Raw genomic sequence first — 15,073 nt, 5'->3', positions numbered from 1 at the left:
CCAAGGCAGCGAGATGGCAGACCACGCCACCTTCACCACGGCCACTGGAATGCCCGTGTATTTCTGCGATCCTCACTCGCCGTGGCAACGCGGGACGAACGAGAACACCAACCGGCTACTCCGCCAGTACTTCCCCAAGGGAACCGACCTCTCGGTCCACTCCCAGGCCCACCTCGACGACGTGGCCCACGAACTCAACGGCCGCCCCCGCCAGACCCTCGACTGGTACAAACCCATCGAAAAGATGAACGAACTGCTGGTCAACCACGGCGGCGCGATCACCGGTTGAGGTCAAGGCCCCGCACAAAACAAGTTCGCCCCATCGAGCAAAGCTCGAAACTCGCGCCCGGGCCAATGCCGAAGGCGAGGTCTTTCCGTCGACGGCGAAGCCGAGACCAGTAAGCCCCTATCCGCGATCTTCGCGATCCCGAGGCTTCCGAGGAGGCTTGCGGTCCCCCGACCGACCACCCGACCGCTCAACAGGCCGTTCCCGAGCAGCAGGCTTGGGCTTGGCGGCAGCAGCAGCGGCAACGGGCCGTTCCCGAGCAGGCTTCCCCCCAGCAACACGACTGGGGTCGCGCTGGGTGAACAGGCGCAGGATGCCCAACGCCAGCGTGATGCCCGTGGTGATGGCCATGGTGGGGAAGTTGCTGGTGAGGGGGATGCCGATGGTCAGCAGCAGTTTGGTCTTGCCGCCGTCGTCGGGGGCCATGGCTATGTTGGCGGTGATGGCGACCAGGGCGAAGACCAGCGGGGGTTGGACCATGGGGCCGAACAGGTTCGCGCGGCGGACCAGGCTGATCGCGGCCACGCAGCTGATGATGTAGGTGGCCTGGAAGATCTTGCCGAGGGTGCCCTGCAGCTGCATGTCGACCACGGCGGCGACCGCGGTGAGGCCGAAGGCGAGCAGGACCGCGCCCCACCAGGGGAGCCCGCGCGAGCGGCCCAGGATGGGGCGTTCGTCCCACGCGGGCGCGGTGGGGGAGTCGTCGAGATCGCTGCGGCGATCGCGGGTCGCGGTCACACGGGCACATTAGTCCGTCTCGGCGGCGACGCGCCGTGACATGGCCGTAACCGGCAGTCGGTGCTGTCCGGTATGGCCGGTTCAGCCGGTCAGTTCCTCGTCACCGCCTGCCAGGAGTTCCTCGACCCGCCGCAGTTCAGGCACCGGGGTCGGGGATCCGGAGGCCTCGCTGAGCGGTGTCACCGTGGAGCGGAACTGCTCCAGCGCGTCGAGTTCGCGCCGCCGGGCCGAAAGGAAGCGCTGCAGGTGGGTGCTGGACAGGTTGACCGCCTCGACCGCGGCCGTGGCGTTGCGGTGGGCGGCGCCCGCGCCCGCGCGGACGGCGTCGACGTCGGCGGCGAGGGTGCGCTCGGTGGCGGCGAACAGGGCGGCGGAGGCCAGCACCGCGAACCCGGTCGGCCCGCACAGGAAGACCCGGCGGTCGAGCAGCCAGCGCAGCAGCGTGGGGTCGGTGTCGAGCGCGGACACCACGGCGGCGTCGGACGGGACGAACATGACCGTGCCGTAGATCGCGTCCGCCCAGCGCTGGTAGCCCTTGCCCGCCAGTTCGGCCGCGCGGGAGCGGATGTTGCGGACGTGCACGCGCAGCGCGTCGAGCCGCTCCTCGGCGTCGTCGGTCTCCACCGCCTCGGCCCAGGTGGCCATGCTCATCTTGGCGTCGACCGGGACGCGGCGGTCGTCGCCGACCACGAGCAGCAGGTCGGGCCTGGCCGCGCCGCCGCCCGCGACGTCGGTCTGGAGCGTGAAGTGCAGGCCCTCGCGTAACCCCAGCGCGCGTGCCGTCTCCACCAGCACCTGTTCGCCCAGTTCACCCCGCCCGCTGATGGACGCGAACGCGACCTCGTAGCGGCGCAGCGCGGACTGGTGCCCGTCCGAGCGGCGCCGTTCGGCGACGACCTCGGCGCGCGCGGCGTCGGCCCGGCGCAGCGCGTCGGTGTAGAGCCGCCAGAACAGGCCACCCGCGCCGACCAGGAGCAGGGCGAGCACGGCGACGATCGTGCCGAGCACGGCGGTCACGTCAACACCTCCTTCGACAACAGTGATCTCTACCGTATTGCCCCGACAGAACCAGGCTCGAACGGGCGTTCGACCGGCGAGCCTCCCCCGATCGGGGGCAAGATCGGCATACCGTGGCCCGTCATGCGGGTCCTGCACACCTCCGACTGGCACGTGGGGCGCACGTTCCACGGTCGCGACCTGCTCGCCGAGCAGGAAGCGGTGCTCGGTGGCCTGGCCGACCTGGTCGACACCGAGCGGGTCGACGTCGTAGTGGTCTCCGGTGACCTCTACGACCGAGCAGTGCCCTCAGCCGAGGCGGTCGACACCTGCGCGCGCGTGCTGCACGCGATCGCGGCGGCCGGTGCGCGGATCATCATCACCCCCGGCAACCACGACTCCGCTCCCCGCCTGGGTGCCTTCGCCGCCTTCGCGAAAGCCGGGGGCCTGCACCTGCGCACCGCGATCGCGGACCTGCATGAGCCGGTGCTCATAGACGACGCGCACGGCCCTGTTGCCTTCTACGGCATCCCCTATCTCGAACCAGAGTTGGCTCGGCACGCCCTAGGAGATACCGAACTGCGCGGTCACGCCGCCGTGCTCGGTGAGGCTATGCGCCGGATCAAGGCCGACTTGGCAGTGCGCGGGACTAGGTCCGTTGTTCTCGCGCACGCCTTCGTGATCGGCGGTGAGGCCAGCGACTCCGAGCGCACCATCGCCGTCGGTGGCGTCCCGCACGTGCCGGGCTCTCTGTTCGACGGGATCGACTACGCGGCCCTCGGGCACCTCCACGGCCCGCAGACCCTGGCCGAGCACCTGCGCTACTCCGGCAGCCCCATGGCGTACTCGTTCTCCGAGGCGAACCACCGCAAGTCGGTCTGGCTGGTCGAGCTCGATGCCAACGGCCTCGTCGGAGTCGAACGGCGCGAGTTGCCCGTACCGCGCGCTCTCGGTCGCCTGCGGGGGCAGATCCAAGACCTGCTGACCGACCCCACGCTCGACGTCGAGGTCGAGAAGTTCCTGACCGTTGAGCTGACCGACCAGGTCCGGCCCCTCGACGCCATGCGCAGGTTGCGCGAACGCTTCCCCTACGCGCTGCACCTCGACTGGCTCCCGGAGGGCGGCAAGCCGCGCGTCCGCCGGTACACCGAGACCGTCAAGGGGCGCACAGACGAGGAAGTCGCGTGTTGCTTCGTGGAGGACACCCGCAATAGCCCGCCGAACGACAGCGAGCGCGCGCTACTCCGGGAGGCTCTTGCTGCCGTCGCAGGTAAGGAGCGCGAGTGAGGCTGCATCACCTGGAGTTGACCGGGTTCGGGCCGTTCGTGGGGACCGAGAAGGTCGATTTCGATGCTCTGGGCGCAGAGGGCCTGTTCCTCCTGCACGGTGACACGGGCGCGGGTAAGACGACCCTGCTCGACGCGGTCGCCTTCGCCCTCTTCGGCGCTGTGCCCGGTGCGCGCGCGGAAGCCAAGCGTTTGCGTTGCGACTATGCAGACCCGGACACACACACCGAGGTGACGCTAGAGCTCACCGTCCAGCACCACCGGCTGCGGATCACGCGTAGTCCTGAGTACGAGCGCCCCAAGCGGCGCGGGGACGGGACCACCAAACAGCAGGCCAAGGCGTCGCTGACGTGGGTGAGCGCTCCGCCGTCCGGTCACCGGCCGGAGGGCGTCGCCCGCATCGACGAGGTCGCGCGCGTCGTCGAGCGGCTGCTCGGCATGACGAAGGAGCAGTTCTTCCAGGTCGTCCTGCTGCCCCAGGGCGAGTTCGCGAAGTTCCTCCGGTCGTCGACCGAGGAGCGGGAGAAGCTGCTGGAGAAGCTGTTCGGCACCGAGCACTTCGAGCGGGTCGAGCAGTGGTTCCGCGACCAGCGCCGGGACCTGGGCCGCGAACGCGACGAGCGCCGGTCGGGGTCGAACCTGCTGCTGGCCAGGTTCACCCAGGCAGCGGGCATCGACACGCCCGAACAGCCGGACCTGCCCTGGCTCGAGGCGATCCTCGCCGACGCCGAGCAGACCGCCGGAAAGGCCGCTGACGCCGCCGCTGCGACCGCGAAGCGCCGCGACCGGGCCGACGAGGCGTTGCTGGACGGTCGGGACCTCCAGGGCCGCGTGAAGCGCGTCCACCGGGCCGTCAACGGTCTCGCCGAGCTGGCCCACCAGTCCGTCGAGCGGGTCGCCTGGCGCGAGGAGCTCGCGGCCGCCGAGCGGGCCGTCCCGGTGGTCGCGGCCGCCGCGCAGCTGATGACCCTGGAGCGCCGCGCCGACGACGCCGACGCCAGGGTCGAGGCCCAGGCCGTGCTGGTGGCCGAGCGGGGTTTCGCCGACGCGGACGCCGCCCTGCCGACGTTGCGCGAGGCGGTGGGCAAGCTCCGGGAAGAAGCCGGTGGACTGGCGAAGCTGGTCGAGGAGGCCGAGCACCAGCGCGCTGACAAGCGGCGGCTCGGGGTGCTCGTGGAACGCGAAGAGGCCATCCGGGCCGACGTGACGCGGATCGAGCACCGGCTCAAGACCTACCCCGACCAACTCGTGAAGGCACGCGACGCTCTTACCGCCGCCACGACCGCGCGAGCCGAGCTGGTCGGACTCCGCGCGCGCCGGACCGAGGTCAACGCCGCCCTGGGCAACCAGAAAGCGTTGCCCCCCGCGCGGAAGGCGGTCGTAGGAGCAGAGGACGCCGCCCGCGCCGCGATTGACGCGCACCAAGCCGCGCGCGACGAGGTCCAGCGCCTACGCCAACTCCGCCTGGACGGCATGGCCGCCGAACTGGCCGCCGGACTGACCGATGACGCCCCTTGCCCTGTCTGCGGTGGTCACGAACACCCGCACCCAGCGTCAACGCCCACCGGTGCCGCTACCGCCGCCGACGAGCAGAAGGCGCAAGCGGCTGAGGTACAGGCGATGCGGGTTCGTGAACAGGCAGGCATCGGGCTCACCCGGGCCCGCGCAGCCGTCGACACCCTCTTGCAGCAGTTGACGCCGTGGGAAGGCCAAGATCTCGCAGCCGCTTACGCCGAAGCTGACAAGGCGTTCGTTGCCGCTAACGACCTGGCCTCCCGCCACCCCTCCCTGGAGCGCGCGCTGCGGAACGTGGAGCGCGACCACGAGGCGCTGCGCGGCGAGCACGCGAAGCTGGACGTCGAGGCCGGGAAGGTCGCGTCCGAGGCCGCCGAGCTGAAGTCCGCCATCGACCGCCGACAGTCCATAGTGGACGAGGCGCGCGCCGGTCACGCCTCGGTGGCCGAGCGACGCCAGCACGTCTTGACGACCGTGGCCGCCATTGACGCCCTAATCGAATCCCACGCGGTAGCCCTAACGGCCCATGACCGAGTCCGCGAACAGCGCGACGCCCTTTCCGACCAGGTCTCGACCGCCGGGTTCCAAGACCTCGCCGAGGCCCTAGCTGCGGCCCGCACTGATCCGATCATCGACAAACTCCGCCAGCGGATCGTTGACGCCACCGAGGCCGAACAACAACACCGCGCCACCTTGGCCGACCCGGATCTCTTCGGCATCGAAGCAGATCTGGACATCGACCTGGCCCCGCTGATGGAGACGGCGACGGTAGCGCGAAGGGAAGCCGAGAACGCCTACGCCGAGAAGCAGTCGACCTCATCGCGATTGGACCAACTCGCCGCGCTAGGCACGACGCTGCGCAAGGCGTGGGCCGAACTCGAGCCTCTTGAAGCCGAGTTCGCCGAACTGGACGCACTGACCGACGTGGTCAACGGTCGCGGCCAGAACAGCACCAAGATGTCCCTGCGGTCTTACGTCCTGGCGGCCCGGCTTGAAGAGGTCGCCGTCGCCGCCAGCCAACGACTCCGCAAGATGACCCAGGGCCGCTACTCGTTCGAGCACTCCGACCAGGCAGGTGCCCGGGGAACCCGCGGCGGCCTCGGCCTGGACGTGCTGGACGACTACTCAGGCGTGACCCGACCCGCCAAGACCCTGTCCGGCGGCGAGTCGTTCCTGGCGTCGCTGGCGCTGGCGCTGGGCCTGGCGGACGTCGTCGCCGCGGAGAGCGGCGGCGGAGCGCTACTGGACACCCTGTTCGTCGACGAGGGCTTCGGCACCCTGGACGCGGGCACGTTGGACGAGGTCATGGGCATCCTGGACGAACTGCGCGACGGCGGCAGGGTGGTCGGCATCGTGTCCCATGTGGACGAACTGCGGCAACGCGTCCCCACCCGGCTGCGGGTGCGGAAGGGCCGGACCGGCTCGACCCTGGAGCTCTCCGTCTGAGAGCGGTCGAGCGCGAAACGTCAGTGGCTCAAGGAATGTGGCTAGAGGGCGGGCCCTGCGGCCCGCAGGAGGTGCATGGCGGCGTAAGAGCGCCAAGGGCGCCAGTGGCGGCCGTGCTCGGTCAGTGCCTCGATGCTGGAAGGAAGACCCAACGCGCGAGCGCCGTTGCGCAGCGACAGGTCCTGGGGGAGTAAGACGTCCGGGTCGCCCAAGAGGCGCATGACGACGTAGCTGGCCGTCCACGGACCGATGCCCGGGTAGGACTGGAGCCGGCTGCGTAATGCCTCGCCGTCAACGCCAACGTGGAGCTCGATGTCCCCGGAGGCGATGGCGGCGCAAATGGTCCGAATCGTCTCGACGCGACGCGCGGGGCCGGTCAGGATCTCCGAGGCGCGCTCGGCGACGGCGGCCGCTGACGGGAACAGGGTCGTCAATTCCCCCTCTGGCACGAGGAGTTGCTCGCCCACGGCCTCGGTCAACCGGCGCGCGGCGGTCCGGGCGGCTGCGACGCTCACCTGTTGACCTAAGAGCGCCCGTACGACCGTCTCCGTGCCGTCTACGCTGCCCGGTACGCGAATCCCAGGCGTCACGGCGACAGATGCCGCTAGAGCCGGGTCCAACACCAGCACGCCATCCACGGCGGCAGGGTCAGCGTCCAGGTCGAACAGTCGGCGCAAACGGGACACCGCTGTGCTCAAGTCGCGCAGATCCGCCAAACGCAGCGTGCATTCGACGTGCGTGCCTGCCGGACGCAAGTGCGCGGTAGCCGAACCATGTGGCAGGCGAAGGGTTCTCGCGTATCTGCCCGGCCGCGCGGACTCCACGCCCGGGATGGCCCTGGCGGACAGGAAAGCCAGGATTCCCGCCGCGTCGAACGGCGTGCGCACCGGTAGCCGCAGCCGGACCCGGCCCGCTCCGGCGGGCTGTCTGCCCCGGCCGGCGCGTTGCGCGGCGACCCGCAGCTCCGAGGGCGTGGTCGCGAACACCGACCGGATGGTGTCGTTGAACTGGCGCACGCTGGCGAAACCGGACGCGATGGCCACGTCCGACACCGACATCGTGGTGGTCTCGATCAGCAGCCGCGCGGTGTGCGCGCGGTGCGCCCTGGCCAGCGCCAGCGGTCCAGCGCCGAGTTCCGCGGTCAGCACCCTGGTCAGGTGCCGCTCGGAGTACCCGACCCGACGCGCCAGACCCGGCACGCCCTCCCGTTCCACCACACCGTCGACGATCAGCCGCATCGCGCGTCCGGCCAGGTCACCCCGGGTGTCCCACTCGGGGGACCCGGGGATGATGTCGGGCAGGCAGCGCCTGCATGACCGGTACCCGGCCTGCTGCGCGGCGGCCGCGGTCGCGAAGAACTCCGCGTTGCGGCGCCGCGGCGCGATGGTCGGGCACGATGGTCGGCAGTAGAGCCCGGTCGGCCGCACGGCGAGGAAGAACTGACCGTCGAAGCGCGCGTCGCGGGAGACGACCGCGCGGTATCCCAGCTCCGGGTCGATCAACACCCGACCATGCTGCCGGCGTGCAAGCACAAGAGCTGGCAAGAAAGAGACATGTGCATCCGTACGGCCCACAAAACAAGTGGGACCCGCCGCGAACGGCGGGTCCCACTCGTCTTACCGCTGGGATTCAGGTGCGGTTATGACACCGCCTGGACCACCACGTCACCGGTGCCGATGAGCACGTTGGTGTCGTTGCGGACCTCGACGTTGCCCAGGAGCACACGACCGGCGGCCGGGGCCTGGTTGGCGGTGACCGAGCCGGAGACCGTCCACTGGGCGCCCGCCGCGCGGACCGCGTTGGCGTCGGTGATGGCCACCGAGCCGAACGCCGGGTTCGCGAACACGTCCAGGTAGTCGTAGGTCGTGGTACCCGCGGGCACCGCGTAACCCTGCACCAGGACGATCCAGGTGCCCGCCGCCGGGTTGGCGATGGTCACCTCTTCCTCCGAGTCGCCGTCGGCCTGCTGACCGGCCAGCACGCAGCTGCCCGAGGAGCAGTTGTAGACCGCGAGGTCGAGGTCGGCCGCCACGTCGGAGGTCTTGCCGATCTTCGCCCGCAGCGAGGTCGAGCCAGCCGGGACGACGACGGCGAACTGCTTGTTCTCGCCCTCGGCGATGCTCTGCTGACCCAGCTTGGCGCTGCCCAGCGCGGTGCCGTTCGCCTTGCCGGTGAACGAACCGAACAGGTTCTTCAGCGTGTAGCTGCGCGCCACCGGGGTGCCCTTGGTCGCCGAGGCGATGGTGTCGGGGTTCGGGGTGACGGACGCGCCGAGGACCGAGGTGGTCAGCGTGAACGGCGCGAAGGCGGTGTCGGAGGTGCGCCGGGCCTCGACCACGACCTCCCAGACACCGGCCTGCGGGTTGGTGATCGTCCGGCTGGTGGGGCTACCGGCGTCACAGCCCGCGACGGGCGGGTTGTAGCAGTTGGTCGAGGCGTTGGCCTCGATGCTGTAGCCGTACGGGTGGAAGCGCAGGAAGCGCAGCTGGCCCGCACCGGCACCGGTGCCGCCGCCCTGCAGGTCGACCTTGAACGCCGGGGTGTTGGCGGGGACGCGGTAGTAGAACTTCGCGACCTCGTTGCGACCCAGCTGGCCGCCCTTGCGCACCGAGAAGCCGTTGGCCGAGGTGAAGTCCTCGGCCGCGACGACGGTGTTCAGCGTCTGCGCCTCGATGCCCGAGGTGAGCGGGCTGTCGAGGTTCAGGATCGCCGAGTGGATGCCCGCCGAGCGCGGGTTGATCGTCACGGTGTACTTGACCGCGCTGTTCTTCGGCAGCGTGATGACCGGCAGCGAGCTGAAGGTGCCGTCGTTGCCGACCCACTTGGCCTGGTAGGTCACCGGGTAGTCCGAACCGGTGGTGCGCTTGAAGGTGTAGGTCCGGGTGTAGCGGTCACCGGCCTTGACGCCCTCGCGGTCGTAGATGCCCGTGCCGACGCCCGGGGTCTTGAGCAGCGGGGACAGCACGGTGTTGACCGGGACGGTCGCCGAGATGTCGGTGATCTTGGGGTTGTCCTTGAGCAGCGCCCAGGCCTTCTTGGTGTCGATCAGGCCGTTGCCCTGCTCGTAGGCGCCGAGGCCGTCGACGAAGCGCGCCGTCGAGCGGAACGCGGTGCGGATCTGCGCGGCGGTGTGCGAGACGTTCTTGGCCTTCGCGGCGCTCACCAGCAGCGCGGCGGCACCGGCTGCCTGCGGCGAGGCCATCGAGGTGCCGTTGAACTGCGCGTAGCCGGGCGGCAGGGTGTAGGTGCCGGGGACCGGCTGGCCCGCCTGCCAGGTCGGCACGGTGGAGATCGCCGAACCGGGCGCGATGATGTCGGGCTTGAAGCCGCCGTCCTCGCGCGGACCGCGGGAGGAGAAGCCGTGCAGGCTCTCCGCGCGACCCAGGTCCGAGCCGTAGTTGCTCTTCCAGGTCTCCTTGGTGATGTAGGAGCCCACGGAGAGGACCTTGGTGGCCACCGACGGGTCGCCAACGGTGTTCAGGCCCGCGCCGGAGTTACCGGCGGAGATGAACATCTGCACGTTGTAGGTGTCGATGAGCCGGTCGTAGAGCTCGGCGCGCGCGTTGTTGGCGTCGTTGAGCGGCGGCAGGCCGCCGATCGACATGTTGATCACGTCGGCACCGGCGTCGCGGGCGGAGTAGATCATGCCCTCGAGCAGCGCGTGGTTGGTGCAGCCGGTGATGAACAGGCAGACCCGGACCGAGACGAGCTTGGCGCCGGGGGCCGCGCCGTTCACGGTGCCGCCGAAGAGGCGGTTACCGGCGACGATGCCCGCGACGTGCGAGCCGTGCGCGCCGGAGACGATGCCGATGTTGACCACGTTGTTGGCCACGTCGGTCTGTACGACGTAGGGCAGGGACTCCTTGACCGGGGTGGCCGGGTTGTCCTTGCCGAAGTAGCCGATGTCGTACTTGACCTTGTAGTCGGTCAGCGCCTGGTCGTCACCGAAGTTCTTGTTCTGGTTGGTGTCGACCCAGACGGTGCCGGTCGCCGGGTTCCACAGCACGCCGAACAGGCCGCTGCTGCCCGCGGGGTTGCCGTCGCGGTTGACGTCGTTGCCCAGCTCGCCGCCCAGGCGGGCGTCGCGCTCGTTGAACACGCCGTAGCGCAGCGCGCCCGACTCGCCGGGCAGGCCGTTCTCCGGGCCGGTGGTCGGCGTGGACATCTGGATCCACGTCGGGTCGTCGTCGTTGTTGACGCCGTCGGTGAAGGTCGGGTCGGTGTAGGTGACCCAGTCGCTGATCTTGCGCTCACCGGTGCTGGTCTTGTTCAGCGACGGGTGGTCCAGGTCGATGCCGCTGTCGACGATGGCGACGGTGGTGCCGCGGCCGTCCCAGGTGGGGTGCTCGTTGACGAACTGCGCCGCGTTGGTGTCGCCGATCGGCATGTACGGGTTGACCCGCGGCGTGCTGGAGCCGGGGGCGGGCTGGGGGGTCGGGTCGACCTGGCCGTTGGGCCGGGGGTCGTCCAGCGCGATGTTCTCGTCCAGGTCGAGCGCCTGCACGCCGGGCAGCTTGGCGAGCTTGACGACCTTGTCCACCGCGACCTCGGCCCGAACGTAGCCGATCTCGTCCTCGCGGTACTCGACCTTGGCGCCTGCCTTGGTGAGCTCGTCGACGTGCCGGGCGGCGTCGCCGTCCTTCGTCGCGATGAGGACCTTGACGGTCTTCTCACCGGCCTGCTGGGCCTTGGTCAGCAGTTCTTGGTCGTGCTTGCCGATACCGGGGCCGTCCTCGGTGGGGACCTGGACGGGCGCCGCGTTGGCGGTCGGGATCGTCGTCAGCACGGCGCCCGCCACCGCGGTGGTGAACGCCATGCCGAGAGCGATCCGGCCACGCCGTCGCCTGGGGGGTTGAATCATCCCACTTCCTTCTTCCTCAGCGGGTGAGCTGGGCGCGCCCCTGGACCTCCGGTCGGCGGACGAGCGCGGGGGCGCTCACGGAGTGTTCTTCGCGACCGTCCCGGTGACTAGCGTCCATTTGGGCTAATCCAGTCGAGTGGGACTGGACGATTTGGCACGCAGTGTGCTCGCATCGTCGCGGACTGCCCGCTTGTTACCACGCGAACGGGGGGTTTGCTGCGGATGAAGGGCCTAGTACATACATCGTTTAGTCACCAAAACTGGGAACGGTGTTGGTAACTATTTCGCACACGACCGGGCGGTCGGGCATCCTCCGGGGCGGTCCGTAGACTCAGGCACCGTGAGTTTGACCCTCGGGATCGTCGGCCTGCCCAACGTCGGCAAGTCCACCCTGTTCAACGCCCTGACGAACAACGACGTGCTCGCCGCGAACTACCCGTTCGCCACCATCGAGCCCAACGTCGGCATCGTCGCCCTGCCCGACCCCCGGCTCGACCGGCTGGCCGAGGTGTTCTCCAGCGAGAAGATCGTCCCGGCCGTGGTGTCGTTCGTGGACATCGCGGGCATCGTGAAGGGCGCGTCGGAAGGCGCGGGGCTGGGCAACAAGTTCCTCGCCAACATCCGCGAGGCCAACGCGATCTGCCAGGTCATCCGGGTGTTCGACGACCCGGACGTCGTCCACGTCGACGGCGCGGTCGACCCGCTCGCCGACATCGAGACGATCAACACCGAGCTCATCCTCGCCGACATGCAGACCCTGGAGAAGGCGCTGCCCCGGTTGGAGAAGGAGGCGCGCACCCGCAAGGAGGCCCGCCCCCTGCTCGAGGCCGCCCAGGCCGCCAGGGACATCCTCGACAGCGGCCGCACCCTGTTCACGGCCGGTGTGGACACCTCGCTGCTGCGCGAGCTGTCGCTGCTGACCACCAAGCCCTTCCTCTACGTCTTCAACGCCGACGAGGCGGTGCTCACCAACGACGAGCGCGTCGCCGAACTCGCGAAGATGGTCCTCCCCGCCGACGCGGTGTTCCTCGACGCCAAGGTGGAGTCCGAACTGCTGGAACTGGACGACGAGTCCCGCCGCGAACTCCTGGAGTCGGTCGGCCAGACCGAGCCCGGCCTCAACGCCCTCGCCCGCGCGGGCTTCCACACCCTCGGCCTGCAGACCTACCTCACCGCGGGCCCCAAGGAAGCCAGGGCCTGGACCATCCCCCAGGGCGCCACCGCCCCCCAGGCCGCCGGCGTCATCCACACCGACTTCGAACGCGGCTTCATCAAGGCCGAGGTCGTCTCCTTCACCGACCTGGTCGACGCGGGCTCCATGTCCGCCGCCAAGTCCGCGGGCAAGGTCCGAATCGAAGGCAAGGACTACGTGATGTCCGACGGCGACGTGGTCGAGTTCAGGTTCAACGTATAGAGCCGCGTGGTTACCGGACGCAGTGACTGCCATGGTTCCGTCATAGACTCCGTGCACATGGGCGGTGGAGTGCTAGAAGAAGCCGAGCGGGTCCGAGTTCAGGCGCTGTCCGGGCTTGACCGCGGCGAGCAAGATCGACTCGGACAGTTCTTCACCCCGCATCTGGCGGCTGAACTGGTGGCGGCCATGCCCCGTCTTCCGCACGGAGACAGCGTCATCCGAGTTCTCGATCCGGGCGCGGGTTCGGGAATGCTGATGGCGGCGGTCATCAATCGGGTGATCAACGAACAGCCCGGTCGGCCGCTGCACGTGACGGCGGTCGAAGTGGACGAAAGCCTGCTGCCTGCCTTGGAGGAGACCGCGGGCCTGTGTCAGAAGTATGCCGCTGAACGAGGTACCGAGGTATCGGTCGACATCCGTCGTGAAGACCTGCTCGACTCGGTGGCGGGAATGTTCGCGCAGGATCTCCTCGGCTCGTACGACCTCGTGATCATGAATCCGCCGTACGCGAAGATGTCCGCCACATCGTCGTACCGGAGAGCGCTTTCACTCTCCGGAGTCGACTGCCCCAATCTGTACGCGGCCTTCGTCGTCATCGGGCTGAGGCACCTGAGTCATCTAGGCCAACTGGTGGCGATCACTCCGAGATCGTTTGCGAATGGCCCGTACTTCGAGCAGTTTCGCAAGTTCTTGCTGGCGACGTTGACCTTGGATCGAGTTCACACATTCGAGTCTCGTTCGACAGTGTTCTCCGATACTGGTGTTCTGCAAGAAAACATCATGTTCTCCGGGACCAAGAATGGACAAGCCGACTCGGTCCGGTTCACCGTCAGTCGCGGGCATACGGACGAGGCGTCCGAGCACGTCGTAAACTATGACGAGGTGGTTCGCCCGGACGATCCGCACCAGTTCTTGTGGATCACCGCCGGTCGGGATGACCAGTCTGACGCGCGCATCATGTCGGCGATGTCCTGCGGGCTGCTTGACCTGGGTCTGAAGGTGTCTACTGGCCGGGTCGTCGATTTTCGCTCGAAAGGCAACCTCCGAGCGGTTCCCGATGAAGGAAACCTTCCCTTGATCTATCCGGTCAACTTGCGCGGCGGCGTGATCGAGTGGCCGCAGGTGACCAAGAAAGCTCAGGGATACGCGATCTTGAACGATCAGGACCGCAAATTGCTCATGCCTAGCGGCTACTACGTGGTGATCAAAAGATTCTCCGCGAAGGAGGAGCGACGCCGCATCGTGGCTGCCGTGTGGGATCCCGTCTATAACGGTGACATTGATGTGGCCTTCGAGAATCACCTCAATGTGATCCATGATGCCGGCCGCGGTCTTGGTCGAGCGGTCGCCATCGGATTGAGCATCTGGCTCAACAGCAGCGTTGTGGATCGATACTTCCGCACCTTCTCAGGGCACACGCAGGTCAATGCAACCGACCTGCGTGCTCTGCGCTATCCCCCGCTGGACGTTCTGCACGAACTCGGCAGTCGTGGGCAGACGCGGTTGGATGCGCAAGACGAGTTGGACAAGTGGGTCGAGAAGATCGTGCTTCCCGAGGTTGCGGCATGAACGATCTTGCGTACGACCAGGTTGAACATGCGCGCATCGTCTTGGAATCGCTCGGTTTCGACAAAGAACGCAGTAATGAGCGTTCGGCCAGGATCTTGCTGGCCCTCCTCCAGTTGAAGCCGGGCGACTCGTGGTCCAGCGCCACCGCTCCGCTGCTGGGGACTCGAGCCATCATGGACTGGATCCGTGACCAGTACGGCGTTGACTACAAGCCCAACACTCGCGAGACAATACGCCGCTTGACCCTGCACCAGTTCGCTGAAGTGGCATTGGTAGAGCAAAATCCTGACCAGCCTGACCGTGCCATCAACTCGCCCAAGTGGTGCTACGCGATACCTCCGCGAGTGTTGGAGGTACTGCAAGCCTACGGCACCGGGCAGTTCTACGGACTGGTCGCGCAGTATCTCCGCGAACAGCCGGGTTTGATCAGTCGATATGCTGCGGCGCGCTCGCTGGAACGTATTCCGGTCGCGTTGCCAGACGGTCGTCCGATTACCTTGAGTCCCGGCGGCCAGAACAGGCTGATCAAGAAGATGATCGACGAGTTCTGCGAGCGCTTCACGCCGGGCGGTCAGGTGCTGTATGTCGGTGATGCTGACGCGAAATGGGCCTTCTTTGACGAGAAGAGTCTCGTCGAGTTAGGCGTCGTAGTCGACCAACACGGCAAGATGCCGGATCTGGTGGTTTACTTTACTGCCAAGAACTGGCTGGTTCTCATGGAGGCGGCCGACTCGCATGGTCCGGTAGATGCCAAGCGGCATCGTGAGCTCGCAACATTGTTCGGGCAGTCCTCCGCTGGATTGGTCTATGTATCTTGTTTTCCGGATCGTCAGGCGATGAGGAAATACCTGAATCAGATCGCCTGGGAAACCGAGGCTTGGTGTGCCGACAACCCGACTCATCTGATCCACTTCAATGGTGAACGATTTCTCGGGCCATACGGGTGACGAAGTAGGCGCTCC

The 15,073-nt window shown here is 67.9% G+C and carries 10 protein-coding genes; 6 read left to right on the top strand and 4 right to left on the bottom strand.

The features are described 5' to 3' along the window. Window positions 1-289: IS30 family transposase (locus BMY07_RS28785; protein WP_143073518.1), on the top strand; the 289-nt coding region annotated here is incomplete at its 5' end. A gap of 117 nt (window positions 290-406) precedes the next feature. On the opposite strand, the gene BMY07_RS28780 is transcribed toward BMY07_RS28785, so the two are convergent. Further along, a complete protein-coding gene (locus BMY07_RS28780; protein ID WP_092785563.1) occupies window positions 407-1,024 on the bottom strand; it encodes a DUF6542 domain-containing protein in 618 nt (205 codons plus the stop codon). Between the two features lie 81 nt (window positions 1,025-1,105). After that, window positions 1,106-2,041 carry a DNA recombination protein RmuC gene (gene rmuC / locus BMY07_RS28775; protein WP_092785561.1) on the bottom strand — a complete coding sequence of 312 codons (936 nt, stop codon included), beginning with the start codon at window positions 2,039-2,041 and terminating at the stop codon, window positions 1,106-1,108. Between the two features lie 123 nt (window positions 2,042-2,164). Here rmuC and BMY07_RS28770 point away from each other — a divergent pair, with 123 nt between their 5' ends. Further along, window positions 2,165-3,307, top strand: coding sequence for a metallophosphoesterase family protein (locus tag BMY07_RS28770; protein ID WP_092785559.1), 1,143 nt, complete (start codon window positions 2,165-2,167; stop codon window positions 3,305-3,307). Beyond that, window positions 3,304-6,267 carry an AAA family ATPase gene (locus BMY07_RS28765; protein ID WP_092785557.1) on the top strand — a complete coding sequence of 988 codons (2,964 nt, stop codon included), beginning with the start codon at window positions 3,304-3,306 and terminating at the stop codon, window positions 6,265-6,267. The genes BMY07_RS28770 and BMY07_RS28765 overlap by 4 nt, the downstream gene beginning before the upstream one ends. Window positions 6,268-6,308: 41 nt before the next feature. Here the strand turns inward: BMY07_RS28765 and BMY07_RS28760 are convergent, their stop codons facing one another. Then, complete coding sequence (locus BMY07_RS28760) at window positions 6,309-7,772, bottom strand: AlkA N-terminal domain-containing protein (RefSeq protein WP_092785555.1); 1,464 nt, start codon at window positions 7,770-7,772, stop codon at window positions 6,309-6,311. Window positions 7,773-7,906: 134 nt separating this feature from the next. Beyond that, entirely contained in the window at window positions 7,907-11,128 is a 3,222-nt protein-coding gene (locus BMY07_RS28755) for a S8 family serine peptidase (protein ID WP_092785553.1), read from the bottom strand. Between the two features lie 340 nt (window positions 11,129-11,468). Here BMY07_RS28755 and ychF point away from each other — a divergent pair, with 340 nt between their 5' ends. Genes ychF through BMY07_RS28740 form a run of 3 tightly spaced genes read left to right on the top strand, consistent with a single transcriptional unit; the run spans window position 11,469 to window position 15,058 of the window. Next, window positions 11,469-12,542: a redox-regulated ATPase YchF gene (gene ychF, locus BMY07_RS28750; RefSeq protein WP_092785551.1), complete on the top strand. Its 1,074-nt coding sequence runs from the start codon at window positions 11,469-11,471 to the stop codon at window positions 12,540-12,542. Between the two features lie 57 nt (window positions 12,543-12,599). After that, window positions 12,600-14,111 carry an Eco57I restriction-modification methylase domain-containing protein gene (locus tag BMY07_RS28745; RefSeq protein WP_092785611.1) on the top strand — a complete coding sequence of 504 codons (1,512 nt, stop codon included), beginning with the start codon at window positions 12,600-12,602 and terminating at the stop codon, window positions 14,109-14,111. Further along, the gene (locus BMY07_RS28740) at window positions 14,108-15,058 is read left to right on the top strand and encodes a BsuBI/PstI family type II restriction endonuclease (protein ID WP_092785549.1); all 951 of its coding nucleotides are present in this window, start codon (window positions 14,108-14,110) and stop codon (window positions 15,056-15,058) included. The genes BMY07_RS28745 and BMY07_RS28740 overlap by 4 nt, the downstream gene beginning before the upstream one ends. Window positions 15,059-15,073: the final 15 nt, after the last annotated feature.

Source organism: Actinokineospora terrae, assembly GCF_900111175.1.
GTDB lineage: Bacteria > Actinomycetota > Actinomycetes > Mycobacteriales > Pseudonocardiaceae > Actinokineospora > Actinokineospora terrae.
Note: the sequence above shows the minus strand (reverse complement) of the source record. Positions and strands in the feature narration are given on the sequence as shown.

Coding starts and splice junctions, on each gene's coding strand:
- BMY07_RS28755 (WP_092785553.1), bottom strand. CDS start 11,128: ATGATTCAACCCCCCAGGCGACGGCGTGGCCGGATCGCTCTCGGCATG.
- BMY07_RS28745 (WP_092785611.1), top strand. CDS start 12,600: ATGGGCGGTGGAGTGCTAGAAGAAGCCGAGCGGGTCCGAGTTCAGGCG.
- BMY07_RS28740 (WP_092785549.1), top strand. CDS start 14,108: ATGAACGATCTTGCGTACGACCAGGTTGAACATGCGCGCATCGTCTTG.
- BMY07_RS28770 (WP_092785559.1), top strand. CDS start 2,165: ATGCGGGTCCTGCACACCTCCGACTGGCACGTGGGGCGCACGTTCCAC.